Genomic DNA, 22,795 nt, shown 5'->3' on the forward strand with positions numbered 1-22,795 from the left:
GGCGGGTCCACGATCGTCCGATCGCTCAATGGAGGATAGGATCATGAATCAGTTCGACTTTTCGCCCCTTTTCCGCTCGACCATCGGCTTCGACCGTCTGTCGCGCCTGATCGATGAAGGCCTGCGCGGCGTCGAGGCGCCCGCCTACCCGCCCTACAATATCGAGAAGACCGGCAACGACTCCTACCGCATCGCCATGGCGGTCGCGGGCTTCGCCGAGTCCGAGCTCGAACTTACCCAGCAGGAAAACGTGCTGATCATCGCCGGCCGCAAAGCCGAGAGCGACCAGAACGTCAACTTCCTGCATCGCGGCATCGCCGCGCGCGCGTTCGAGCGCCGCTTCAACCTCGCGGATTTCATCCGCGTGACCGGCGCCAAGCTCGAGAACGGTCTGCTCTATGTCGATCTCGTGCGCGAAGTGCCCGAGGCGATGAAGCCGCGCCGCATCCCGGTCGCCAACGCGACGACCGGCGCCACCGCGATCGAGGCGCCCGGCTTCGGATCCAAGGCCGCCTAACTTTCGCGATAGCGCGAAGCCCCGCCCGCCGGAACCCCTCCGGCGGGCGGTTTCGTTTTCGCGTCTCAATGCCCGGCGAAATGCGCCTTGATGCGCATGCGCGCATTGGGATCGAGGCAGGTGTAGCGCGCGCCGATCAACCCGCCGTCGCCCACGCGCACGATATGCAGTTCGGCGTCGAAGACGAGATTGAGAAAGGCGTTGCGCAAAATGATCGTGCCGTTGAGGCGCTGATCCTGGCGCAGATTGGACGCCGGGCCGAACAACAGCCCCGTCTCGCTCCAATTGCGCAGCTGCGCGCGCTGGCCCATGACTTGAACCTTGTCCTCCGGCCCTGCGACCATGCGCGGCGAAATGCGCCGGTCGCTACCGCCGGCCTGTACCGACGGGAAATTGACCGCGACGACTTCTTTGAAGCGCTGCTTCAAATTCGGGTCGATCAGGGCGGCGTTCATCGCTTTGGCGGCCTCGGCGAGCAGCGCCGCCTTCTCGTCCGTGGCGAGGCCCACGCCGAAGAATTCGTCCTTCAAATCGCGATAATGCAGCCAATTGCCGATGGCGCCTTCCAGGCTGCGGCGCGCATGCGCGTCGTCGAACTCGGTATGCAGCTGCAACAGCAGCAGCAATTTGCGGGCGACACCCGATTCGCGTTGCAGCAGCGGGTCGAGGCTTTCGGGCGCCACCATGCGCCCGAAGCGGCGCGAAAGTTCGTTCGCGATCTCCGCGTCGCCCGCCAACACCGGCAGATTGGCGATGCTGACGCGAAGGCCGCGCGCCATTTTCATCTCGCCGCTCGGGTCGCGCTTGGCCAGCGACGCGGGCGAGGCCAAGGCCGCGCGCAGACGGTCGCGCGCGACTTGTTCGAGCGCCGCGGATTGCCGTTCGCCCTTGGCGCCGACGACCGCGCGCACGACCGAAACGCTTTCCTGCAACGCGGCCCGGTCGCCCGCGAAAGCCAGCGCCATGCGCACCGTGGCGGGCGCGTTGTCGAAACCCACGCCCAGTGCCGCGGCCGCCGGCTCCATCGACAGCAATTCGGCGAGCGTGCGCTCGAGCAGTGCTTGCGCGTTCGCATCGCGCGCCTGGGCCAGCAGGCGCACGCAGATTTCCGCCTTGGCCGGCCATTCGCGCGCCGCCGACAGCCAATGCGCCAGCAGCGCACCGGCAAAAACCGGATCGCCCGCCGCGTCGAGCGCGTGGGCGTCGGGCGTCGAGCCTTCGGGGATTTTCTTGGCGGCGGCGTCGACGAGTTTCGAAGCGCCATCGACGATCGCCAGCAGATCGCGCACGCGTTCCGTCACCGGCGTTTTCAACGTCCGGCCTTGCAGGATCGCGACGCGCTGGACGAATTCCTGGAAATTCGTGCCGGCGTTCAGCAGACGCTTCTGCTCGCGCGGATCGAAGACAAGCTCGGTGACCGTGATGCGCGCACCTTCGCAATAGCTGCGCGCGACCTGGAACAGCAAGGCGCGGGCGGCGTCCGACAGCGCTTCGGTGGGGGTAATACAATGCATCGCCCGATGCTATAGGACCGGGCGCGTTACGTGGAGGTTAACGTCGGATCGATTCCAGCGCCGCACGGATTGCGGCCGGAATAGGTACGGCTTTTTGCACGCCGCGCTCGACGAAAACATGAACGAAATGGCCTTCGGCGGCGGCTTCGTCCTTGCCTTCGCGGAACAGTCCGATTTCATACCGAACCGAGGAATTCCCCAGATGCCCGGCGCGGAGTCCCGCGTCGATCGTTTCGGGATAGGCGAAGGATTCGCGGAAACGGCAGCCCGATTCCGCCGCCACGCCGATGATCGCGGCTTCGTGGATATCCAGCCCCCCGCGTTCGATCAGGAAGCGGTTAATTACCGTATCGAAATAGCTGTAATAGACGACGTTGTTGACGTGACCGTAGATGTCGTTGTCCATCCAGCGCGTGGGGATGGCGAGGAAATGCCGATAATCGGATCGGCGTCCGGGCGGTTCGCGTGTCATAGAACTCCGGCAAGTGCGTCGAGCGTAGCGTCGGGCTTCTCGACCATCATCATATGGCCCGAGCCGGCGATGTCGACCGTTCTCGCACCCGGAATTTTCGCGGCGAGCGCACGCGCGCCCGATGGCGGCGTCATGCGATCGGCCGTGCCGATGACGATCAGCGCCGGGCATTTCACTTTCGCCGCCGCTTCCGGCGCCCCCTTATATGCGTCGCAAGCCGCCAGATCGTCGCCCAGCGCCGGGCCCTTCGCGGTTTCGAGCAAACGCACGCCGCCGCCGACCACCCACGTCCCCGGGCTTTGCGCCCCGCCGAGTTGCGCGCCGCGCCCGAATCCCCAATCGGCGATCATGTCGATCGCGGCGTGATCGCCGCCCCGCGCCGCACCCAGCAGCTTGGGATGAACGGGCATCGATTCGGCCGCGCCCAATAGAGCAAGAGCGCGCGCAGCGCCGCGCGATGCGAATTCCAGCGCCACTAACGCGCCCATCGAATGCCCGGCGAGGGCGGCGTCCGGTGCGCCCGCGACCTTCAACGCCGCCGCGACGAAATCGGCCATCGCTTCGATCGAGGTAAGGCCGGGGCCTTGCGAACGGCCATGGCCCGGCAGATCGAAGGCCAGCACGTTGCGCCCGTGATGGGCGAACCAGCGCGCCTGGAGCATCCAGACCGTATGGTCCATGCCCGCCCCGTGCAGGAATGCGACGCTGGGCTTCGCAGGATCGAAATCCTTGCCGCCCGTCGCGGCGAAGATCTCGCGGCCTTCGACGTTGAGCTTCATCGCGTCAGCCCTTCGCCGCCGCGCGCAAACCGGCGGCGAGATCGTCGAGAATATCGGCGGGATCTTCCAGGCCCACCGACAGGCGCACCATCTCCTCGCCGATTCCCGCCTTCTTCAGCGACTCGCCATCCATCTGCTGGTGCGTGGTCGAGGCGGGATGGATGACCAGCGATTTCGCGTCGCCGACATTGGCGAGGTGGCTGAACAGCTTCAGCGCTTCGATGAAGCGCCGCCCGGCCGCGCGCCCGCCTTTCACGCCGAACGAAATGATCGAGCCCGGCCCCTTGGGCAGCAGCTTCGCCGCCAACGCCTTATCGTGGTGGCTGTCGAGTTCCGGGTAATTCACCCAGGCGACCGCGTCGTGCCCCGCCAGGAACGCCGCCACTTTGCGCGCGTTGGCCACATGGCGTTCCATGCGCAGCGGCAGCGTTTCCAAGCCTTGCAGCAAATGGAACGCGTTGGTCGGCGACATCGAGGCGCCGAAATCGCGCAAGCCTTCGGCGCGCGCGCGCATGGCAAACGCAGCAGGGCCGAATTCCTCGGCGAAGTCCAGGCCGTGATAGCCGGCATAGGGCTCGGTCAGCGTCGGGAACTTGGCCGACGCTTCCCAATCGAACTTGCCCGAATCGACCAGCACGCCGCCGATCGCCACGCCATGCCCGCCGATCCATTTGGTCGCGGAGTGCATGACCAGATCGGCGCCGTGGTCGAAGCCCCGGAACAAATAGGGCGTGCAGAAAGTCGCATCGAGCATCAGCGGCAGGCCGTGTTTATGGGCGACGGCGGCGACCGCCGGCACATCCATGACTTCGAGGCCGGGATTGCCGACGACCTCGCCGAACACCAATCGCGTTTCGGGGCGGATCGCGGCCGCGAACGCGGCGGGGTCGCGCACATCGACGAAACTGGTCGTGATGCCGAAGCGCGGCAGCGTATGCGTGAACAGATTATGCGAGCCGCCATAGATCGAGGCGGACGAGACGATATGCCCGCCCGCCCCCATCAGCGTGGCGATGGCAAGGTGCAACGCGGCCTGGCCCGAGGCGGTGGCGATGGCCGCGACCCCGCCTTCCAGGGCGGCGACGCGCTCTTCGAACACCGCGACGGTCGGGTTGGAGATGCGGCTGTAGATATGCCCGGCGCGTTCCAGGTTGAACAGCGACGCGGCGTGGTCGACGTCGCGGAACACGTAGGACGTGGTCTGATAGATGGGTACAGCGCGGGCACCCGTCGCCGGGTCCGGTTGTTGGCCGCCATGCAGCGACAGCGTATCGAATCTCGGAAAGCGATCGTCGGCCATAAGCGGGAACAGCCCCCCGAAATGAAGAACCGCCCGGAACGCGTCTTCGGCGTTTCACGGGCGGTTCAAGACTTAGCAGCGCGTCCCTGTTCAACTCGCAGCTTGGCGTGATTCTTAGCCAGCCCGGCGGGACGCCGTCAATCGCCAATTGGTAATCGTTCGTGGGCGAATGGATTTGGGTTAATTCAGCAATCCGAGGATCATCCGAGGCTCCGTATTGGCCATGGAGAACGCATTGATCGCCAATTGCTGGCGGACCGACTGGGCCTGGGATGCGGCCGCCGCCTTGCCGATATCGGCGTCGACCAGCGCACCCAAACCTTGTGAATTCGCGTCCACCAAATCGCCGACATAGGCCGATTGCAGGCGCAATTGCCGCGACTGGGACGCGATCGTCGCCAAGGCGGAGGTAACCGCCGCCCCCAGCGTATCGATGACCGACAGCGATCCCGTGGCCAGGGCCGAGTCGCCGACATTGACGTTGGCCTGGAAGGTCGTCCACGCGGTCCAGACGGCGGATTGGCTGCTCAGCTGCAACTGGCCCAGTTCGGTATCCGCGATGAAGGTGCGCGTCGCCGAACCCGACGACAGCAAATTGACGCCGTTGAAATTCGCCTGGCCGATATAGCGCTGGATCTGGTCCGCGACTTGGCCGAAATCGTTGAAATAGGTTGTGCGGGCGGTGCCGGTGACCGACCCGTCGGCGAGTTGGATCGCCTTGGTGCGGATCTGATTGACCACGTCGGTCATCAATTCGAGCGCGGTGCGCGTGACATCGGCCAAGCCCAACCCGTTGGCGAGCGACGATTGAACCGCGCGAAACGCCTGAAGGTTGCCGCGGATTCCTTGCGCGACCGAAAACGTCGAGGCGTTGTCCATCGCGTCGGCGACACGATAGCCGGTCTGCAGGAGCTTCGAGCTGACGGCGATATGCGCTTGCGTGGCGCGCAGCGACGCCAGGGCGGTTACCGCCCCAAGATTGGTGTTCACGGAGTTGGACATGATTCTCGGGTCCTACGCGCAGCCATTCTGGCTACACCCGCAGATTGCCACGCCGCGTCCGATCCGGCAACAGTTGCGGCGGCGGTATCGCCGGGCGGCGGTCCGACTCGCCGGATCGGCCTTAAGTTGCGGATCGGCCATGCGAATTCGGGACTTGGCAAAGCCAAGGTCGGTTGGCATTGTCGCCCCCTCTTCCGTACCCCCCTCCCCCCGGGGGAATTAACACGACACAAAGGGGCAGGAATGCCCACGGAGCCCGTCATGCCCCGGAGCCGGAAATGAAAGTCGCGATCCCGAAAGAGCGCCGCGCCTACGAAGCGCGCGTCGCCACGACCCCCGATGCGATCAAACGCATGAAACCGCTGGGCCTGACCTTTCTGGTCGAGGCCGGCGCGGGCTTGACGGCCGCGATCCCCGATCAGGCTTTCGTCGATGCGGGCGCCGAGATCGTATCGGACAACGCCGCCCTGCTGGCCCAGGCCGATATCGTGCTGAAAGTCGCGCGGCCGCTGACGGCCGCCGAAGGCACGGACGAACTCGCCGCGATGAAGTCCGGCACGGTGCTGATCTCGCAGCTCGACCCCTATCGCAATCGCGAGCAGGTCGCCGATTACGCCAAGCGCGGCATCGTCGCCGTGGCGATGGAATTGGTGCCGCGCATCACCCGCGCGCAGTCGATGGACGTGTTGTCGAGCCAAGCGAACCTCGCCGGCTACAAGGCCGTGATCGATGCCGCCGAGCAATTCGGCCGCGCCTTCCCGATGATGATGACCGCCGCGGGCACGGTCGCCCCGGCCAAGGTCATGGTCATGGGCGCGGGTGTGGCGGGCTTGCAAGCCATCGCGACCGCGCGCCGCCTCGGCGCCGTCGTCTCCGCGACCGACGTTCGCTTGGCCGCCAAGGAACAGGTCGAAAGCTTGGGCGCCACTTTCGTCTTCGTCGACGACGAGGAAGCGCGCCAGGCCGAAACCTCGGGCGGCTACGCCAAGGAAATGTCGGACGCGTATAAAGCCAAGCAGGCGGCCTTGATCGCCGAAACGATCAAGAAGATGGACGTCGTGATCTGCACCGCGCAGATCCCCGGCCGTCCTGCCCCGCGCCTCGTAACCGACGCGATGGTCGCATCGATGAAGCCGGGCTCGATCGTCGTCGACCTCGCGGTCGAAACCGGCGGCAATTGCGAAGGCTCGGAAGTCGCGAAGATCGTCGTCAAGCACGGCGTGAAGATCGTCGGCTACGCCAACGTGCCCTCGCGCCTCGCCGTCGACGCTTCGTCGCTCTATGCGCGCAATCTCGCGGAGTATCTCAAGCTGATCGTCCAAAAGGACGGCACGCTGAAGCTCGACCGCGAGGACGAGATCGTCAAAGGCAGCCTGCTGACCCAGGACGGCCAGATCGTTCACGCCGCTTTCGCGCCGGCACCCGCGGCCGCGCAGTAATCCAACGGGAGACAGAAACATGTCCGATCCCGCGACCCTCGCCAACCAGCTCGCCAACGACGCAGCCGCTCTGGCGCTGCGCGCCAAGGAGCTGGCCTTCACCGCCGCCACGCAAGCCCAGCCGCAAGCGGCCGGCGTCGATGCGCTGACGATGGGCTTGACCGTCCTCGTCCTCGCGACTTTCGTCGGCTACTACGTCGTCTGGCGCGTGACCCCCGCCTTGCACTCGCCGCTGATGGCGGTGACCAACGCGATCTCCTCCGTCATCATCGTCGGCGCCTTGCTCGCCGCCGGCGCTTCGGCCGTCGGGTTCAGCCAGACGATGGGTTTCCTCGCGGTCGTGCTCGCCTCGGTCAACATCTTCGGCGGGTTCGTCGTGTCCCAGCGTATGCTGGGCAAGTTCAAGAAGAAGCAGAAGTGAGCGGAAGGAAACAGCCATGACCGCCACACTCTCCTCGCTTCTTTATCTCGCCGCGTCGATCTGCTTCATCATGAGCTTGCGCGGCCTCGCCAGCCCCGAGACCGCGCGCGGCGGTAACCTTTGGGGCATCGTCGGCATGGCCATCGCCATCGCCACGACCCTCGCCGCCCCCGGCATGGGCAACTACGCCGTCATCGGGGCGGGCATCCTGATCGGCGGCGCCATCGGCACCTTCGTGGCGATGCGTATCCAGATGACCGCCCTGCCCCAGCTCGTGGCCGCGTTCCACTCGCTGGTCGGTCTCGCGGCCGTGTTCGTGGCCGCCGCCACCCTCTATTCGCCGCAAAGCTTCGGCATCGGCGTGCCGGGTGCCATCAAAGCCGCGTCGCTGATCGAAATGGCGCTGGGCACAGCGATCGGTGCCATCACCTTCACGGGTTCGATCGTCGCCTTCGCGAAGCTTCAGGGTCTCGTTTCGGGCGCGCCGCTCCAGTTCCCGATGCAGCACCAGTTCAACGCGCTGCTCGGCATCCTGATCGTCGCCAATATCGTGTGGCTGTCGATGACCGGCAGCCCGGTCGCGTTCTGGACGCTGGTGGCCTTGTCGCTGGCGCTGGGCTTCCTGTTGATCCTGCCGATCGGCGGTGCGGACATGCCCGTCGTCGTCTCGATGCTCAACTCCTATTCGGGCTGGGCGGCGTGCGGCATCGGCTTCACGCTGCAGAACTCGCTGTTGATCGTCACGGGCGCGCTGGTCGGCTCGTCCGGCGCCATCCTCTCCTACGTCATGTGCAAGGGGATGAACCGCTCGATCTTCAACGTGATCCTCGGCGGCTTCGGCACCGACGCGGCCAGCACTTCCGCCGGCGGCGGGGCGGTCAAGGAACAGCGTCCGGTCAAGCAGGGCTCGGCCGACGACGCCGTGTTCATCATGAAGAACGCGAGCTCGGTCATCATCGTCCCCGGCTACGGCATGGCGGTCGCGCAGGCGCAGCACGCGCTGCGCGAAATGGCCGACACGCTGAAGAAGGAAGGCGTGTCCGTCCGCTACGCGATCCATCCCGTCGCGGGCCGTATGCCCGGCCATATGAACGTGCTGCTGGCCGAAGCCAACGTGCCTTATGACGAGGTGTTCGAACTGGACGACATCAACCGCGATTTCGCGCAAGCCGACGTCGCGTTCGTCATCGGCGCCAACGACGTGACCAACCCGGCGGCCAAGACCGATCCGAAAAGCCCGATCTACGGCATGCCGATCCTGGACGTCGAAAAGGCGAAGACGGTGCTGTTCATCAAGCGCTCGATGGCCTCGGGCTATGCGGGCGTGGAGAACGAGCTGTTCTTCCGCGACAACACGATGATGCTGTTCGGCGACGCCAAAAAGGTGGTCGAGGACATCGTCAAAGCGGCGGGCGGCGGATCGCACTAAGCGCCGCAAATCGCTGACGAATATAGCCGCCGCCGGGGTCTCTCCGGCGGCGGTTTTCATTTTTAGATCAGGGGCTTGAAAGTGATATCATTTTTGATATCATAAAGTGATATCACCGAAAGGGAACGCCATGGCCAATCTTCATATTCGGGGCGTTTCGGAAGAAACGATCGCCGCGTTCAAGCACCAGGCCGAAAAGACCGGCAAGTCGCTGAACGAAACCGTGCGCGACGCGCTGGACGATCAAGCGCGCGCCGAACGCAAGCGCAAGGCCTTGGCCGAACTCGCCGAGATCCGCAAGTCGATCGGCAAGTGGGAAGGCCCCTCCACCCTGCAGATGATCCGCGAAGACCGCGATTCGCGATGATCGCCTACGTCGCCGACGCGAGCGCCCTGATCAAAGTCGTGATCGAAGAACCCGAAAGCGCGATCGTCATTAGGTTTTTCTCGAGCACGACAACCGGCGCGCCGGCCTTGTTGCGTGTCGAAGCGGCAAACGTGTTGCGCCGTGTCGTGAAATCCAAGAAGGCGACGCATGCCGAAGCGCGTCGCGCCCTGACGCGAATACTTGATCTCGTCGAGATCCTCCCTGAGACCGAAGCGGAAGCGCATCTCACGCTCGATCTGGCGATCGCGCTGGATCATTCGGCGCAAGATTGCCGCTATCTCGCCGCCGCGATGGCCGCGAAAGTGCCGCTGGTCACCGCCGACGAAGGTTTCGCGCGCAAAGCCCGCGCGGCGGGCCATGACGCGCGGATCGTCAGCGAACTTCCCGCTTGATGAATTCCGCCACCCGCGCGCCGACCATCAACGCGGCGGGCTGGATGTTGGACGACGGGATCAGCGGGAACACGCTGGCATCGGCGACGCGTAAAGCCTCGACGCCGCGCACGCGCAGTTCGGGATCGACCACCGCGCGCTCGTCCGATCCCATCCGCGCCGTGCCGCAGGGGTGATAGACCGTGCTCGCGGTCTTCGCGATGCTTTCGCGGATCGCGTCGTCGCCGAGCTTGCCGGGGCGCAGTTCTTCTTCGAGCAGATCGCGGAAGGGTGCATGCTCGAAGATCCGCCGGCAGAAACGCGCGGCCCCGACCATCGTGTCCATATCGCGCGCGTCGGACAGGTAATTCGCGCGGATCACCGGCCGCGCATAAGGATCGGTGCCGGCGAGTTCGATATGGCCCCGGCTTTCCGACCGGCACGGGCCGTAATTCACCATGACCGACGGGACCGGCAGCAAGCCGTCGGCGAATTTGAACGTCGCGAAATTGACGAACAGCAATTGCGCGTCGGGCTCCTCCAGATCGGGCGAGGTTTTGAGGAACGCCGTCGCTTCGCCCGCACTGACAGTCAACGGGCCCGAGGCATGGGCGAGCCAATCCCAGCCCATTTTGAGCCAGCCAAAGGGGCTCGCGAGCAACTCGTTCAGCGTGCCGCAAGGTTTGACGCGGAAGATGAATTTGCCGATCAGATGATCCTGCAAATTCCGCCCGACCTCGGGCGCATGCGCCATGCTGGCGATGCCGTGTTGCGCGAGATGTGCCGCGTCGCCGATGCCCGACAGCATCAATAGCTGCGGCGTTTCGATCGCCCCCGCCGAAATCACGATCTCTTTGCGCGCACGGAAGAACCCGCGCGGCGTTTCGACCGCGACGGCGCGCTTGCCCTCGAACACCACGCGCAAGGCGCGTGCCCCCGTGACGACGCGCAAATTCGGGCGATGGCGCAGCGGTTTCAAAAACGCGCGCGCGGGCGAAGCGCGGAAACGCCCCGCGATATTCATCTGCACGGGGCCCACGCCTTCGATGGGGCCGCCATCGTTGACGTCGCCGAAGCGCGGCAAGCCCGCCTTCACCGCGCTGTCGATGAAGGCTTGGCACGCGGCCGAGAGTTTGCGCGGTTCGCGTATCTCGATCGGGCCGTCAAGCCCCCGCGCCTCGGACGGATCGCCCTGCCAAGCCTCCAGACCTTTGAAGATCGGGGCGACGTCCGCGTAGCTCCAACCGCGCGCACCCGCTTGCGCCCAGCGATCGTAATCGTGGGGCGACCCGCGCAGATAGACGAGGCCGTTGACCGAGCCCGATCCGCCGAGCACGCGCCCGCGCGGCCAGAAGATTTCGCGATTGTCGAGATGGGGTTCGGGCTGCGTCGCGAAGCCCGGCTCGTAACGCCCGTCGACGAAAATGCGCGCGTAACCGGCGGGGATCGCGATCATCGGGTCGTTGTCGCGCGGCCCCGCTTCGAGCAGCACGACCGACAGCGTGGGATCGTCGGACAGGCGCGCGGCCGCCACGCACCCCGCCGAGCCGCCCCCGACCACGACGATATCGGCGATTTGTTCGTCCATGCGCTTCGCGACTCCCCCGTTTTGGGGAGAGCTTAACGCAAAGAAAAACCGCCGCGAGGGAAAGCCCTCACGGCGGTTTAATCTCGTGTCAGGTTCGGCTCGAACCCGCAGCAGAAGGCTTAGTAGCCTTCGCGCTCCAAGCGCTTACGCTGCAGCTTGCGCAGACGGCGCACCGCCTCCGCCTTTTCGCGCGCCTTCTTCTCCGAGGGCTTCTCGAAGTGACGGCGCAGCTTCATCTCGCGGAAAATGCCTTCGCGCTGCATCTTCTTCTTGAGCGCGCGGAGGGCCTGATCGACATTGTTGTCGCGGACGATAACTTGCACGGGGAGCCCCTGGCTCCTTTCTTAATCAAATCAAAGGGTTGAGCCGAACGAACGGTCGCCCCGGAATCGGGTTTTCCATTCGAGGGCGCGGATATAACACGAACCTTCTTCCCACGCAAATACCCGATTTAGCGGGCTTTTCGAGGGGCCGCCGGCCGCCTATCCTCTCCCGCATGGCCATTTTGAAGATCGCGCGCATGGGGCATCCGGTCCTCGCCCGCCCCGCCGAGCCCGTTGCCGACCCGACGGCGCCCGAAATCCGCGCGATCGTCGAAGACATGGTCGAAACCATGATCGACGCGCCGGGGACCGGCCTTGCCGCCCCGCAGGTGCATATCCCGCTGCGCATCGTCGTGTTCCTGGTGCGCAAGGAACGCTGCACCGATATCCCGGGCGACGCGCCCGTGGACCTCACCGTGCTGATCAACCCGGAACTGACGCCGCTTGGCGACGAGATGGACAAGGGCTTCGAAGGCTGCCTGTCGGTGCCGGGGATGACCGGCAACGTGCCGCGCTATCGTCGCCTGCGCTATGCGGGCTACGATCTCGACGGAAATCGCTTCGAGCGCGAGGCGGCGGGATTCCACGCCCGCGTCGTGCAGCACGAATGCGACCATCTCGATGGTATTCTCTATCCCCAGCGCATGGACGATCTCGGCGAACTCGGCTTCGTCGAAGAAATGCGCAAACGCCAGATTTCGTGAAGGAGGCCCCAATGCCCTTCGACCGTAACGAAGCCCGCGACCGTATCGTCGAAGCCGCGTTGCCGCATGTGCCGTTCGACGGCTGGACCGCCGCCGTGCTGGCGACGGCCGCGACCGAAGCCGGCTATCCTGACGCCACGGCGTTGCGCGTGTTCCCCGGCGGCGCCGTCGATGCGATCGCGCATTGGACCGCGATGGCCGATCAGGCGATGCTCGCCGCGATCGCGGCCGAGGACGACGCGTTCCGCAGCCTCAAAATCCGCGACAAGATCGCGCGCGCGATCCGTTTGCGCTTGGAACCGCTTGCCGGTCATCGCGAAGCGGTGCGCCGGGCGCTGGCCTTGCTCGCCATGCCGCAGAACGTGCCGGTTTCCTTGCGCACCGGCTGGGCAACGGTCGACGCGATCTGGTACGCGGCCGGCGATCGCGCCACCGATTTCAACTACTACACCAAGCGTGCGCTGGCAGGCGGCGTCTACTCCGCCACGCTGCTCTACTGGCTCGAAGACAAGTCGGAATTCCAGACCGATACCTGGGAATTCATGGCCCGGCGCATCGACAATGTGATGGCGCTGCCCAAGGCGTTCGGCGGCATCAAAACGAAGCTCGAAGCCGCCGCCGCGCCGCTGAAGCCGTTCTTCGCGCGGTTCAAGAAGGCGAGCTGACGCTCACTTTCCCTTCTTCGGATAAATCCAGGTGACGTGGCCCATTTTACGGCCCGGGCGCGCCTCGGCCTTGCCGTAAAGATGGAGCTTGGCCTGGGGATCAGCCGCGATCTTGGCCCAGGCGTTCGCTTCCGGGCCGATCAGGTTCTTCATCTTCGCGTCCGAATGGCGTTCGGGATCGCCCAGCGGCAAACCCAACGCCGCGCGCGCGGCCTGTTCGAATTGCGAGGTGACGCAGGCGTCGATCGTCCAATGCCCGGAATTATGCGGGCGCGGGGCGAGTTCGTTGACGCGGATCTCGCCGCCTTTCGACAGGAACATCTCCACCGCCAGCACGCCGACGAGATCGAGCTTGCGCGCGATCTTCGCCGCGATCGCCACCGCCTTCTTGGCGACGGATGCGGGAATGCGCGCGGGCGCGATGGTCACATCCAAGATATGATGTTTGTGCTCGTTCTCGACGGGCACATAGGTGCGGACCTTGCCGGACAGATCGCGCGCGACAACGACGGAAATCTCGCGCTCGAATTTCACGAAGCCTTCGAGCACGCATTCTGCCCCGCCGAAATCGGCGAAGGCTTTGGCGGCGTCGGCCGGCTTCAGCACTTTGCGCTGGCCCTTGCCGTCGTAACCCATGCGCGCGGTTTTGAGGATCGAAGGCGTGCCCACGGCGGCCAACGCCACGACCAATTCGTCGGCGGATTCGACCGCGTGCCACGGCGCCGTGGCGATGCCGATCGAATTGAGGAAGCTTTTCTCCGCGATGCGGTCTTGGCAGATCGACAGGATCTCGACCGACGGGCGGAGTTTGCCCTTCGCCTTCTTGGCGACGCGCGCGAGCGCTGCGACCGGGATATTCTCGAATTCATAGGTCACGGCGTCACAGGCGGCGAAGAATTTCGCCAACGCCGCTTCGTCGCGATAATCGCCGATCGTCGAAACAGTGCAGACCTGTTCGGCCGGGCTGTTCTTCTCCGGCCCGAAGCAATGGGTGCGATAGCCCAGGCGCGACGCGGCCTGCGCCGTCATCCGGCCGAGCTGGCCGTTGCCCAGAATGCCGAGCGTGGAACCCGGCGGCAGAGGACGGCTCATTTGCGCTTCTTCGCCTTCTTGGGGGCGGGGGCGACATCAACCGGCGCCTTGCCGACCTTGGCGGTCTGGGCGCCGCGATAGGCGTCGAGCGCCTTGGCGACTTTCGGCTCCTGCAACGCGATCACGGCGGCGGCGAGCAAGCCCGCATTGGTTGCCCCGGCCTTGCCGATGGCGAGCGTGCCGACCGGAATGCCGGCGGGCATCTGGGCGATCGACAGCAGCGAATCGAGGCCTTGCAGCGTGCGCGATTCGACCGGCACGCCGAAGACCGGCAGGCGGGTCATCGCGGCGGCCATACCCGGCAGATGGGCGGCCCCGCCGGCCCCGGCGATGATGCATTGCAAGCCGCGCCCGGCGGCGGTTTTGGCGTAGGCGACGAGCCGATCCGGGGTGCGATGGGCGGAGACGATCCGCACCTCGTGCGACACGCCCAGCGCGGTCAACGCGTCGACCGCGTGGCGCATCGTCTCCCAATCCGATTGGCTGCCCATGATGACGCCGACCGCAGGCTTTCTGGCCATAACCGCTTCGCTCCTCAACGCCGGAAAGCGGCGCAGTATAAAGACGCACCTCCCTTGCGCCAAGCGCCTGCACCGCCGGGCCGATTCGTGTTAAGCAGGCCCCGGGACATGAAGATCACGGACCCGACACGCAGCGGTGCCATCACGGGCACCACCCCGATCCGACGGGCGGAAGCACCAGGCAAGACGAACGCCGCCGGTGCCGCCGCCGGTGTGGCGCGCACGCGCGACCCCAAGGATATCGCCCTGGTGATGGGCATCCCCGAGGCAGAATTCACGCCCAAGGTCCGCGACGCGATCGTCAAGCTGATGGGCGAGGTCGACAAGCTGCGCAAGGAACTGGTCCAGGCCAGTGCACGCGCGGCACATCTCGAACGCCTCGCCGACCAGGACAGCCTCGTGCCGGTGTTCAACCGCCGCGCTTTCGTGCGCGAGCTCGGCCGGATGCAAAGCTTCGCCGAGCGCTACGACCAAGCCTCCAGCCTCGTCTATTTCGACGCCAACGGCTTGAAGGGCGTCAACGACACGCACGGCCACGCGGCGGGCGATGCACTCCTCGCCCATATCGCGCGGCTGCTGATGCAGAACGTGCGCGACACCGACATCGTCGGCCGCTTGGGCGGCGACGAATTCGGCGTGATCCTGGTCTATACCGACCAGCCCCAGGCCGAAGAAAAAGCCCAGCATCTCGCGGGCGTGGTGCAAGACACGCCGCTCGATTGGCGTGGCGCCAAGATCCAGGCCTCGGTCGCGTGGGGCGTCTATACGTTCCGCGGCGGCGACGACATCGCGCGATTGCTGGAAAGTGCCGACAGGGAAATGTACGCGCGCAAGAAAGCGGCGCGCACGCCTTGAGCGCGAACGCTCAGGCGATGATGTCGGGCAGCAGCCGGCTTTCCAGCCGCGTGATTTGGTCCTTCAGCGACAATTTGCGCTTCTTCAGCCGCTGGACTTGCAGCATGTCGACCGGCGGATGTTCCAGCACGCGGGCGATCACGTCGTCCAAGTCGCGGTGCTCGACGCGCAACTCCGCGATCTGGCGGCGAATGTCTTCGAAGACCGGGTCGTCCATATGACTCGAAATATAGCAAAGCCGGGACGGAAAACGAGAAAATCCGATTTATGGGCGTTTTGCCTGACCCTCTATGCGCGGCCGGGCGTCGCCCCGGCTTGCCTTGCGCTCCAAGACCGCCATGGCGCCGATATACCGTTGCTTCTGGCCGTGCTGTGGCACGGGCTTCGCGGCTATGGCCCCGCCCCGCTTGGCAAATGGCGGCTTCTATCCAAAGCCTGGCAGCGCGACGCGGTCGTGCCGTTGCGCGATCTGCGCCGCGCGATGAAAGGCCGCGAAGGCTGGGAAGAAATACGCGAAGGGATCAAACGCCTGGAACTGGCGGCAGAGAAAGCCCAACTCGATTCGCTGGCGGCGACATCGAAAACGGGTTCGCCGGATTCCGATCCCAATCGCGACATGATGGCACCACTTTCGACGTTATTGGGTAGCGCTTTTGCGACGCGGCAAACGCGCAAGATTCTTGCCGAGATGCGCAAGATGTCCGCCGCATCAACGCGTTCGCGGAATACGTAAAAAATTCGTCGACGCTGCGACAATTTTTCGGACGCGCTTGCGCTTGTCGCTTCGAATCGATGGGCGTAGGATTCTTGGCGTGAAGGTCGCGTCCTAGATGCAGGAGGTAAAGGCAATGCCGATATCCGAACGCATTCGATCGCTGCAAGCCAAACACGCCAAGCTCGACGAAGATCTCGGCCGGGAGGAATCCCGCCCGCTGCCCAGCGCTATGACCATCGCCCAGATGAAAAAGGAGAAACTTCGAATCAAGGACGAGCTCAACCGGCTCGATCACTGAGCCGGTTTGGAAGCTTCCGCGTAAGAGTCTATCGGCGATCTTCACAAGCGGCGCTCGGGTTTCCCGGGCGCCGTTTCGTTTTTCGGGCCGGCGCTCAACCCGATGGCGGCAGACGGCGCTTGGCGTAATGCACCAGCATTTTGGCGAGCACGTCGAGGAACGTGTCGCCCGTCGCCAGCGCTTTGCGTTCCTCGATCTGCGGCACCAGGCCGATGATCCGCGTCATCCGGTCGCTGGCCAGCACGTCCGGCGTCCAGATCGGCGCCTCGCGCACGAAGGCGAGCAACTCGTCGAACAATTTGCGCTGCAAGGGTGTGAGCGCCTTCAGCTTGGCGAGGAAGCGCTGGCGATCGATCAGCGCCAGATGCCCTTCCTCGACGCAGCGCGCATTGGCCATGCGCTTGCCGCCGTCGATCAGCGCCAATTCGCCGAACACCGCACCTTGGACCGTATGGGCGATATGCTCCTCGCCCAGCCCGTCCATTCTGTAGATCTCGAATTTGCCGGTCCGCACGAGGCAGGCATAGTCGGCGGATTCGCCTTCGCGGAAGACGATCGCCCCCATCTGATATTTGCGCAGCTGATCCATCGCGTGCGGGGCCGGCGTTCAGCCCGCCGGCGGCAAACGCCGCTTCGCATAATGGACGAGCATCTTGGTCAGCACGTCGAGGAAATTGTCGCCCGTCTCGAGCAGCTTCGCCGTTTCGATTTGCGGCAACACGGTCTGCACGCGCTTGGCCTTGTCGGACAAGGCCGGTTCCGGATCGCCGTAGCGCGGCGGCGTATAGACCGGCGTTTCGCGCACGAAATTCAGCAATTCGTTGTAGACGCCGCGTTGACCGGGCGACAATGCCGCGATCTTGGTCAGGAACCGCGCGCGGTCGATCAGCATCAACTCGCCCGATTCGACGCAGCGCGCCGACGCCATGCGATGGCCCTTGTCGATCAAGGCGAGTTCGCCGAAGACGGTACCCGGCCCGGTTGTGGCGAGAACGGTCTTTTCCTCGCCCGCCCCCTTGAACAACTCGAACTGTCCCGACCGGACGAGGCAGGCGTAGTCGCCGGTCTCGCCTTCGCGGAAAACCATAGAATTCGTCGCGTATTTTCGGAGTTGGTCGGCCATGGCCAACTATAGCGCCTTCGCTTTCTCGCGCAGCACGAACTTTTGAATTTTTCCCGTGCTCGTCTTGGGCAGCGGGCCGAACACGATCGTGCGCGGCGCCTTGTAGCCGGCGAGATGTCTTTTGGCGAAGGCGATCAATTCTTCGGCGGTCGCCTTCGAACCGTCACGTAACGTGACGAAAGCGCAGGGCGTTTCGCCCCATTTTTCATCGGGCCGCGCGACCACCGCCGCTTCCAGCACGTCGGGATGCTTGTAGAGGGCGCCCTCCACCTCGATCGTCGAGATGTTCTCGCCGCCCGAAATGATGATGTCCTTCGAGCGGTCTTTAAGCTCGATATAGCCGTTGGGGTGCATCACGCCGAGATCGCCGGTGTGGAACCAGCCGCCTTTGAACGACTTGGCCGTCGCGTCGGGATTTTTGAGATAGCCCTTCATGACGATATTGCCGCGCATGAACACTTCGCCCATCGTCGTGCCGTCCGACGGAACGGGCTTCAGCGTCTTCTCGTCGGCGACCATCAGGCCTTCCAGCACCGGGTAGCGCACGCCCTGGCGGGATTTCATCACCGCCTTGTCGTCCGCCGGCAGCGCGTCCCATTCCTCGTGCCAGGCGCAGACGACGGCGGGGCCATAGACTTCGGTCAGGCCGTAGACATGGGTGATGTGGAAACCCATGCGCTCCATCTTCGCGATCACGGTCGGCGGCGGCGGGGCGGCGGCGGTCATGATCGCCACCGTATGCGTCGCACCGCCGCGCATTTCCTCGGGCGCGTTGATCAGCATATTCATCACGATGGGCGCCCCGCACATATGCGTCACCCCCTCGTTCTTGATCGCGCCGAAAATATGCGGCGCATCGATCCGGCGCAGGCACACATTCGTGCCGGCCATCGCCGCGATGGTCCAGGGGAAGCACCAGCCGTTGCAATGGAACATCGGCAGCGTCCACAGATAGACCGGATGATGCGCCAGATTCCAGACCATCACGTTGCCGACCGCGTTCAGATAGGCGCCGCGATGGTGATAGACCACACCCTTGGGGTTGCCGGTGGTGCCCGAGGTGTAATTCAACGCCAGCGCGTCCCACTCGTCGCGCGGTTTGAGCGGTTTGAAATCGATATCGCCGCCGGCGACGAACGCCTCGTACTCGATTTTGCCCAAGCTCTTGCCGCCGGGCCCTTCGGGATCGTCGATATCGACGACGATGATCTTGCGCTTGGTCTTGGTCAGCGCCTTTTCGATCGTGGGGGCGAATTCCGTGTCGGTCAGGATCAGCTTCGTCTCGCCATGATCGAGCATGAAGGCGATCGTGTCGGCGTCGAGGCGGATATTCATCGCGTTGAGCACGGCCCCCGCCATCGGCACGCCGAACGCGGCTTCGTAGGCGGCGGGAATATTCGGCGCCATCAACGCGACCGTATCGCCGCGTTTGATCCCGGCTTTCGATAAAGCGGACGCCAAGCGCCGGCAGCGCGCATGGGTTTCGGCCCAATTGCGGCGAATCTTGCCGTGGGCGACGGCCAAGCGCTTGGGCCAGGTCGCGGCGGCGCGCGACAGAAACGTGACCGGCGACAACGGCTCGTAATTCGCGGCGTTGCGGCCGAGATCGGCTTCCCATTTGGACGGCTTCGCCTTCGCCACCGCTTTTTTCTTTTTCGCCGCCATTGCCGACTCCTCATCCCTTTGGGGCCGGGATTCTTCGATCCCGGCCGACGTCTTGGCAACGAGTTTTAAGAATCAAGGCAGATCTTCCGGCACATGCCGCCGGTAAGCAGGGAAGACAGCGACGTTTCGTCACGTGAAAAGAAGTAATCCTCATTCGAAGGCCGACTGTATAATCCAGCTATCGATAAGTCACCGTCCCTCTCGCCTTCCGTCAGGCCGCGCGATGATCTCCGGCAACGCCCGCCCCGTTCCGTCCTGGACATCCGTCGGCGCTTGGATCGCCGCGACGATCGTCTCGTCGTTGCTGATCTGCGCTGCGGTCGTGGCGATGCATTTGGCCAATCAGGCGGCCTTGCGCGAGTCGGCGGAAGTCGTCAGCGATCTGCGCGAGGCGCGCCTCAACCTGATCCGCGGCACGGTGGATCTGCGCATATCCATGCTGTCGCCCGAGATCGGGCGGCGCGAGCAAGCGCTCGCCCAGCTTCAACAGGCGAAGCGCGATTTCGACGCCATCCATGCGGTGGACCCGGCCGACGCGCAAGCGTTCGACATCGAGTTCGCGAGTTTCATCGCCGCCTTGAGCCGGACATTGACCGAGGGCGACGATCCGCGCGTGCTGGCCGACATGCGCGCGGCGTATCAAGCCCTCGACGACCGCTTGGCGCGCATCGACGCCGATAAACTTCGCGCAGTCGACGAACTCGCCGCCAACCAGGACTGGATATTCGAGATCGTGCTCACCGGGGCGATCCTGTTGATGACGGCGACCAGCACCGCCGCGATTTGGTCGTTGCGCCAGCGCTATCTGACGGTCGTATCGCTGCGCGACAGCGAGGAGCGATTCCGCCGCTTGTTCGCCCTGTCGCCGCTGCCCATGGCGCTTATCGATACGCAAGGCAACGTGCTCGCATTGAACCGGACGTTCACCAGGCTCTTCGGCTATGCGCGCGACGAAATCGCGACGCTCGACGAATGGCGCCGGCGAGCCTATCCGCCGGAGGCCGACCGCGCGGACATCACGGCGCGCATGGCCGCGCATATGGAGGAAGCGCGGCGCAACGGCTTCGCCGAGCCCGAGGAAATCACGATCCTGAGCAGGGACGGCACGCGGCACGAGATGCTGCTGTCGGCGATGCCGATGGAAAGCGGCATTCTGGCGAGCTTCACCGATATCACCGAGCGCAAGCGCGCGGAAAAGGCTCTGCTCGAGGAAGCCGCACGGTCGGACGCGGCGCGCCAGACATTGGCCGCGGCGCTGGGCGCGATGACCGACCCCGTCGCCGTCATCGACGCCAAGGGCAATTTCGTTCACGTCAACAAAGCCTTCGCCATGTCGCAAGGCTTTGCCCGAAGCGAACTTTGCCCGCCGCACATCGACATGCTGCCGGACGGGCGCGATCTTTATACCCCCCGCGGCGAAAAGCTGCGGCGCGAGGACTGGCCGATCCGGCGCGCTTTGCGCGGCGAAACTAGCGTCGATCTCGATCTCGAAGTTCGTCACACCGACGGGCGGCCCAACTGGTTCGCCAATATCAGCGCCGCCCCGATCCGCGATGCGGCCGGCGCTATCATCGGCGCCGTCCTGGTCGCGCGCGACCAAACGCGTCAACATAACGCCGAACAGGCATTGCGCGCGGAGATGCGCAAATCCGACGCCGCGCGCGTCGATGCGCAGAATGTCCGCGCCCAGCTTGAAGCGGCCCTGGGCGCGATGACGGAATCGATCTGCATCGCCGACGCCGGCGGCCACTTCGTCCATTTCAACAACGCGTTCCTGCGCTTCCACAGCATCGACGAAAGGCTGGCTTGCCCGCCCCGGCAATCGGAGTTCGTCACGCTCGTCGAAGTGCTGGACGAAGACGGCAAACCGCTGCCCCCCGAACGCCGCCCGATGGGACGCGCGCTGGCCGGCGAAACCGCTTCGGACATCGAGCATCGCGTCCGCCGCATCGATACCGGCAAGACTTGGATCGGCAATTACAACATCGCGCCGATCCGCGACCGCGACGACGCGATCGTCGGCGCCGTCGTCACCGCGCGCGACGTCACCCAACGCAAGGCCGACGAAGCGAAGCTTTTGGAATCGCAAAGCCAGCTTGCCCAGGCGCAGAAGATGGAAGCGGTCGGCCAGTTGACCGGCGGCATCGCCCACGATTTCAACAATCTTCTGGCCGTGATCATCGGCAATCTGGATCTGTTGCGCGCGGGCAAAACCGAAGACGCGACGGAAATGCTCGACACCGCGATCCACGCCGCCAATCGCGGGGCCGAGCTGACGCGGCGATTGCTCGCCTTTTCGCGCCGCCAGACGCTGCAGCCGCGCCACGTCGATCCCAACGCGCTGATCGACAACCTAACGACGCTGTTCAAGCGCACGCTCGGCGCCAATATCGAAGTCGATGTCCGCTTGTCCGCCGATGTCGGCGGCGTGATCGTGGACCCCGCCCAGCTCGAAAGCGCGCTGCTGAACCTCGCCGTCAACGCGCGCGACGCGATGCCGGGCGGCGGACGCCTGACGGTCGCGACGCGACGCGTCGAACTCGACGCCGACTACGCCAATCTGCGCGCCGACGTGATGCCGGGCGTCTACGAAGCGATTTCCGTCACCGATACGGGGGTCGGCATGCCGCCGGAGATCGCCGAGCGGGCGTTCGAGCCCTTCTTCACGACCAAAGGCATCGGCAAGGGCAGCGGGCTCGGCCTCAGCATGGTCTATGGTTTCGCCAAGCAATCGGGCGGCCACGCGACGATCTACAGCGAGCCCGGCCGGGGGACGACGGTGACGATCTATCTGCCCCGCCATCAGGTCGATCAGCGCAGTGCCGCCGGCACAACGCCGGCCGAAGTGCGCGCGCGGGGAACCGGCCAAAGCATTCTCGTCGTCGACGACAATTCCGATATTTGCAAGCTGGTCGCCACGCAGCTGCGGTCGCTGGGCTACGACGTGCAGGTCGCGAGCGACGGCCCCCAGGCCTTGGCGCGGCTCGCCGAGGGACCGACACCGGCGGCGCTGCTGACCGACATCATGATGCCCGGCAACATGGATGGCACCGCGATCGCGGCCGAAGCGCGCAAACGGCATCCGGCGCTGCCCGTCGTCTATATGTCGGGCTACGCCGAAGGCGGCGAGTCGCGCGACCGGATCGTCGCCGATGGCGCCGCCTTCTTGCAAAAGCCATTCTCCAAGGCCCAACTCGCCGACGCGATCGCCGGCGCCCTCGATCCGCGCGGGCGCAACCCATGACGGCCGCGCGCCGCCTTATCGTGTGCGACGACGAGCCGGAATTCCGCGCCTATATCCGCCGCGCCGCGGAATCGATGGGCTTCGAGGTGCGCGAGACCGGCGACCCGACGGCTTGCGCCGATCTGGTGCGCGACTTCGCGCCGGAAATCCTGGTGCTCGACATCGTCATGCCGAAGATGGACGGGATCGAGGTGCTGCACGCGGTCGCGGCGGCGGGCTTTTCCGGGCGAGTGCTGCTGAGCAGCGGCTACGATCCCAACTACATGACCGCGGCCGCGCGGCTGGCGGCGGTCAAGGGCGTGCGCACCGAAATCCTGCCCAAGCCGGTCCGATTGGACGCGTTGCGGGCCGCCTTGTCCTGAATCGCCGG

At 65.0% G+C, this 22,795-nt stretch carries 26 protein-coding genes; 13 read left to right on the plus strand and 13 right to left on the minus strand.

The features are described 5' to 3' along the window. The first annotated feature begins 43 nt into the window (after positions 1 to 43). Complete coding sequence (locus tag J0H39_14855; protein ID MBN9498032.1) at positions 44 to 517, plus strand: Hsp20 family protein; 474 nt, start codon at positions 44 to 46, stop codon at positions 515 to 517. A 65-nt stretch (positions 518 to 582) separates the two neighbouring features. Here the strand turns inward: J0H39_14855 and J0H39_14860 are convergent, their stop codons facing one another. The 5 genes from J0H39_14860 to J0H39_14880 all read right to left on the minus strand — a co-directional run bounded on the left by J0H39_14860 (position 583) and on the right by J0H39_14880 (position 5,584). Then, positions 583 to 2,031 carry a hypothetical protein gene (locus J0H39_14860; GenBank protein ID MBN9498033.1) on the minus strand — a complete coding sequence of 483 codons (1,449 nt, stop codon included), beginning with the start codon at positions 2,029 to 2,031 and terminating at the stop codon, positions 583 to 585. A 37-nt stretch (positions 2,032 to 2,068) separates the two neighbouring features. Then, complete coding sequence (locus tag J0H39_14865; protein MBN9498034.1) at positions 2,069 to 2,503, minus strand: acyl-CoA thioesterase; 435 nt, start codon at positions 2,501 to 2,503, stop codon at positions 2,069 to 2,071. Then, positions 2,500 to 3,282 carry an alpha/beta hydrolase gene (locus J0H39_14870; protein ID MBN9498035.1) on the minus strand — a complete coding sequence of 261 codons (783 nt, stop codon included), beginning with the start codon at positions 3,280 to 3,282 and terminating at the stop codon, positions 2,500 to 2,502. Before J0H39_14870 ends, J0H39_14865 begins: the two co-directional genes overlap by 4 nt. 4 nt (positions 3,283 to 3,286) lie before the next feature. Continuing rightward, entirely contained in the window at positions 3,287 to 4,582 is a 1,296-nt protein-coding gene (locus tag J0H39_14875) for an O-acetylhomoserine aminocarboxypropyltransferase (protein ID MBN9498036.1), read from the minus strand. Positions 4,583 to 4,762: 180 nt separating this feature from the next. Beyond that, positions 4,763 to 5,584, minus strand: coding sequence for a hypothetical protein (locus J0H39_14880; GenBank protein MBN9498037.1), 822 nt, complete (start codon positions 5,582 to 5,584; stop codon positions 4,763 to 4,765). Positions 5,585 to 5,862: 278 nt separating this feature from the next. Here J0H39_14880 and J0H39_14885 point away from each other — a divergent pair, with 278 nt between their 5' ends. The 5 genes from J0H39_14885 to J0H39_14905 all read left to right on the plus strand — a co-directional run bounded on the left by J0H39_14885 (position 5,863) and on the right by J0H39_14905 (position 9,653). Beyond that, the gene (locus tag J0H39_14885) at positions 5,863 to 7,023 is read left to right on the plus strand and encodes a Re/Si-specific NAD(P)(+) transhydrogenase subunit alpha (protein MBN9498038.1); all 1,161 of its coding nucleotides are present in this window, start codon (positions 5,863 to 5,865) and stop codon (positions 7,021 to 7,023) included. 19 nt (positions 7,024 to 7,042) lie between these two features. After that, positions 7,043 to 7,444, plus strand: a complete 402-nt coding sequence (locus tag J0H39_14890) for an NAD(P) transhydrogenase subunit alpha (protein ID MBN9498039.1) — start codon at positions 7,043 to 7,045, stop codon at positions 7,442 to 7,444. 16 nt (positions 7,445 to 7,460) lie between these two features. Further along, on the plus strand, positions 7,461 to 8,873 hold the full coding sequence (locus J0H39_14895; GenBank protein MBN9498040.1) for an NAD(P)(+) transhydrogenase (Re/Si-specific) subunit beta: 1,413 nt from the start codon (positions 7,461 to 7,463) through the stop codon (positions 8,871 to 8,873). A gap of 130 nt (positions 8,874 to 9,003) precedes the next feature. After that, positions 9,004 to 9,240 (plus strand): hypothetical protein, encoded by a 237-nt coding sequence (locus J0H39_14900; GenBank protein ID MBN9498041.1) that lies wholly within the window; start codon positions 9,004 to 9,006, stop codon positions 9,238 to 9,240. Then, complete coding sequence (locus J0H39_14905; protein MBN9498042.1) at positions 9,237 to 9,653, plus strand: type II toxin-antitoxin system VapC family toxin; 417 nt, start codon at positions 9,237 to 9,239, stop codon at positions 9,651 to 9,653. The genes J0H39_14900 and J0H39_14905 overlap by 4 nt, the downstream gene beginning before the upstream one ends. On the opposite strand, the gene J0H39_14910 is transcribed toward J0H39_14905, so the two are convergent. Together J0H39_14910 and J0H39_14915 are read right to left on the minus strand one after the other, a co-directional pair. After that, entirely contained in the window at positions 9,634 to 11,220 is a 1,587-nt protein-coding gene (locus tag J0H39_14910; GenBank protein MBN9498043.1) for a GMC family oxidoreductase N-terminal domain-containing protein, read from the minus strand. The genes J0H39_14905 and J0H39_14910 overlap by 20 nt on opposite strands. A gap of 119 nt (positions 11,221 to 11,339) precedes the next feature. Then, complete coding sequence (locus tag J0H39_14915; GenBank protein MBN9498044.1) at positions 11,340 to 11,543, minus strand: 30S ribosomal protein S21; 204 nt, start codon at positions 11,541 to 11,543, stop codon at positions 11,340 to 11,342. 173 nt (positions 11,544 to 11,716) lie between these two features. Between J0H39_14915 and def the strand changes: the two genes are divergently transcribed. Both def and J0H39_14925 read left to right on the plus strand, forming a co-directional pair. Next, positions 11,717 to 12,247 carry a peptide deformylase gene (gene def / locus J0H39_14920; protein ID MBN9498045.1) on the plus strand — a complete coding sequence of 177 codons (531 nt, stop codon included), beginning with the start codon at positions 11,717 to 11,719 and terminating at the stop codon, positions 12,245 to 12,247. A gap of 11 nt (positions 12,248 to 12,258) precedes the next feature. Continuing rightward, positions 12,259 to 12,912, plus strand: a complete 654-nt coding sequence (locus J0H39_14925) for a COQ9 family protein (protein MBN9498046.1) — start codon at positions 12,259 to 12,261, stop codon at positions 12,910 to 12,912. A 3-nt stretch (positions 12,913 to 12,915) separates the two neighbouring features. Here J0H39_14925 and J0H39_14930 read toward each other — a convergent pair whose 3' ends face one another. Then, positions 12,916 to 14,004 (minus strand): 5-(carboxyamino)imidazole ribonucleotide synthase, encoded by a 1,089-nt coding sequence (locus J0H39_14930; protein MBN9498047.1) that lies wholly within the window; start codon positions 14,002 to 14,004, stop codon positions 12,916 to 12,918. Then, complete coding sequence (gene purE, locus J0H39_14935; protein ID MBN9498048.1) at positions 14,001 to 14,525, minus strand: 5-(carboxyamino)imidazole ribonucleotide mutase; 525 nt, start codon at positions 14,523 to 14,525, stop codon at positions 14,001 to 14,003. The genes J0H39_14930 and purE overlap by 4 nt, the downstream gene beginning before the upstream one ends. 108 nt (positions 14,526 to 14,633) lie before the next feature. On the opposite strand from purE, the gene J0H39_14940 reads away from it, so the two are divergent. Then, a complete protein-coding gene (locus tag J0H39_14940; GenBank protein ID MBN9498049.1) occupies positions 14,634 to 15,380 on the plus strand; it encodes a GGDEF domain-containing protein in 747 nt (248 codons plus the stop codon). A 10-nt stretch (positions 15,381 to 15,390) separates the two neighbouring features. On the opposite strand, the gene J0H39_14945 is transcribed toward J0H39_14940, so the two are convergent. Further along, positions 15,391 to 15,597 carry a DUF465 domain-containing protein gene (locus J0H39_14945; GenBank protein MBN9498050.1) on the minus strand — a complete coding sequence of 69 codons (207 nt, stop codon included), beginning with the start codon at positions 15,595 to 15,597 and terminating at the stop codon, positions 15,391 to 15,393. Here J0H39_14945 and J0H39_14950 point away from each other — a divergent pair, their 5' ends adjacent. Beyond that, entirely contained in the window at positions 15,598 to 16,113 is a 516-nt protein-coding gene (locus tag J0H39_14950; GenBank protein ID MBN9498051.1) for a TIGR02444 family protein, read from the plus strand. A gap of 115 nt (positions 16,114 to 16,228) precedes the next feature. Then, a complete protein-coding gene (locus J0H39_14955; GenBank protein MBN9498052.1) occupies positions 16,229 to 16,393 on the plus strand; it encodes a YdcH family protein in 165 nt (54 codons plus the stop codon). A gap of 94 nt (positions 16,394 to 16,487) precedes the next feature. Here the strand turns inward: J0H39_14955 and J0H39_14960 are convergent, their stop codons facing one another. From J0H39_14960 to J0H39_14970, 3 genes are read right to left on the minus strand one after another with little or no spacing between them, the layout of a single operon-like run. Further along, complete coding sequence (locus tag J0H39_14960) at positions 16,488 to 16,982, minus strand: cyclic nucleotide-binding domain-containing protein (GenBank protein MBN9498053.1); 495 nt, start codon at positions 16,980 to 16,982, stop codon at positions 16,488 to 16,490. 18 nt (positions 16,983 to 17,000) lie between these two features. Further along, positions 17,001 to 17,516 (minus strand): cyclic nucleotide-binding domain-containing protein, encoded by a 516-nt coding sequence (locus tag J0H39_14965; GenBank protein ID MBN9498054.1) that lies wholly within the window; start codon positions 17,514 to 17,516, stop codon positions 17,001 to 17,003. Positions 17,517 to 17,522: 6 nt separating this feature from the next. Further along, positions 17,523 to 19,181, minus strand: coding sequence for an acyl-CoA synthetase (locus J0H39_14970; protein ID MBN9498055.1), 1,659 nt, complete (start codon positions 19,179 to 19,181; stop codon positions 17,523 to 17,525). 223 nt (positions 19,182 to 19,404) lie between these two features. On the opposite strand from J0H39_14970, the gene J0H39_14975 reads away from it, so the two are divergent. Further along, on the plus strand, positions 19,405 to 22,425 hold the full coding sequence (locus tag J0H39_14975) for a PAS domain S-box protein (protein ID MBN9498056.1): 3,021 nt from the start codon (positions 19,405 to 19,407) through the stop codon (positions 22,423 to 22,425). Next, on the plus strand, positions 22,422 to 22,787 hold the full coding sequence (locus J0H39_14980) for a response regulator (protein MBN9498057.1): 366 nt from the start codon (positions 22,422 to 22,424) through the stop codon (positions 22,785 to 22,787). The genes J0H39_14975 and J0H39_14980 overlap by 4 nt, the downstream gene beginning before the upstream one ends. Positions 22,788 to 22,795 lie beyond the last annotated feature (8 nt).

It is taken from the genome of Alphaproteobacteria bacterium, assembly GCA_017308135.1.
Lineage (GTDB): Bacteria > Pseudomonadota > Alphaproteobacteria > CACIAM-22H2 > CACIAM-22H2 > Tagaea.

Coding starts and splice junctions, on each gene's coding strand:
- J0H39_14865 (MBN9498034.1), bottom strand. CDS start 2,503: ATGACACGCGAACCGCCCGGACGCCGATCCGATTATCGGCATTTCCTC.
- J0H39_14965 (MBN9498054.1), bottom strand. CDS start 17,516: ATGGCCGACCAACTCCGAAAATACGCGACGAATTCTATGGTTTTCCGC.
- purE (MBN9498048.1), bottom strand. CDS start 14,525: ATGGCCAGAAAGCCTGCGGTCGGCGTCATCATGGGCAGCCAATCGGAT.
- J0H39_14910 (MBN9498043.1), bottom strand. CDS start 11,220: ATGGACGAACAAATCGCCGATATCGTCGTGGTCGGGGGCGGCTCGGCG.
- J0H39_14945 (MBN9498050.1), bottom strand. CDS start 15,597: ATGGACGACCCGGTCTTCGAAGACATTCGCCGCCAGATCGCGGAGTTG.
- J0H39_14895 (MBN9498040.1), top strand. CDS start 7,461: ATGACCGCCACACTCTCCTCGCTTCTTTATCTCGCCGCGTCGATCTGC.
- def (MBN9498045.1), top strand. CDS start 11,717: ATGGCCATTTTGAAGATCGCGCGCATGGGGCATCCGGTCCTCGCCCGC.
- J0H39_14940 (MBN9498049.1), top strand. CDS start 14,634: ATGAAGATCACGGACCCGACACGCAGCGGTGCCATCACGGGCACCACC.
- J0H39_14960 (MBN9498053.1), bottom strand. CDS start 16,982: ATGGATCAGCTGCGCAAATATCAGATGGGGGCGATCGTCTTCCGCGAA.
- J0H39_14970 (MBN9498055.1), bottom strand. CDS start 19,181: ATGGCGGCGAAAAAGAAAAAAGCGGTGGCGAAGGCGAAGCCGTCCAAA.
- J0H39_14975 (MBN9498056.1), top strand. CDS start 19,405: ATGATCTCCGGCAACGCCCGCCCCGTTCCGTCCTGGACATCCGTCGGC.
- J0H39_14905 (MBN9498042.1), top strand. CDS start 9,237: ATGATCGCCTACGTCGCCGACGCGAGCGCCCTGATCAAAGTCGTGATC.
- J0H39_14980 (MBN9498057.1), top strand. CDS start 22,422: ATGACGGCCGCGCGCCGCCTTATCGTGTGCGACGACGAGCCGGAATTC.
- J0H39_14870 (MBN9498035.1), bottom strand. CDS start 3,282: ATGAAGCTCAACGTCGAAGGCCGCGAGATCTTCGCCGCGACGGGCGGC.
- J0H39_14860 (MBN9498033.1), bottom strand. CDS start 2,031: ATGCATTGTATTACCCCCACCGAAGCGCTGTCGGACGCCGCCCGCGCC.
- J0H39_14890 (MBN9498039.1), top strand. CDS start 7,043: ATGTCCGATCCCGCGACCCTCGCCAACCAGCTCGCCAACGACGCAGCC.
- J0H39_14880 (MBN9498037.1), bottom strand. CDS start 5,584: ATGTCCAACTCCGTGAACACCAATCTTGGGGCGGTAACCGCCCTGGCG.
- J0H39_14855 (MBN9498032.1), top strand. CDS start 44: ATGAATCAGTTCGACTTTTCGCCCCTTTTCCGCTCGACCATCGGCTTC.
- J0H39_14885 (MBN9498038.1), top strand. CDS start 5,863: ATGAAAGTCGCGATCCCGAAAGAGCGCCGCGCCTACGAAGCGCGCGTC.
- J0H39_14925 (MBN9498046.1), top strand. CDS start 12,259: ATGCCCTTCGACCGTAACGAAGCCCGCGACCGTATCGTCGAAGCCGCG.
- J0H39_14955 (MBN9498052.1), top strand. CDS start 16,229: ATGCCGATATCCGAACGCATTCGATCGCTGCAAGCCAAACACGCCAAG.
- J0H39_14900 (MBN9498041.1), top strand. CDS start 9,004: ATGGCCAATCTTCATATTCGGGGCGTTTCGGAAGAAACGATCGCCGCG.
- J0H39_14950 (MBN9498051.1), top strand. CDS start 15,598: ATGACTCGAAATATAGCAAAGCCGGGACGGAAAACGAGAAAATCCGAT.
- J0H39_14930 (MBN9498047.1), bottom strand. CDS start 14,004: ATGAGCCGTCCTCTGCCGCCGGGTTCCACGCTCGGCATTCTGGGCAAC.
- J0H39_14875 (MBN9498036.1), bottom strand. CDS start 4,582: ATGGCCGACGATCGCTTTCCGAGATTCGATACGCTGTCGCTGCATGGC.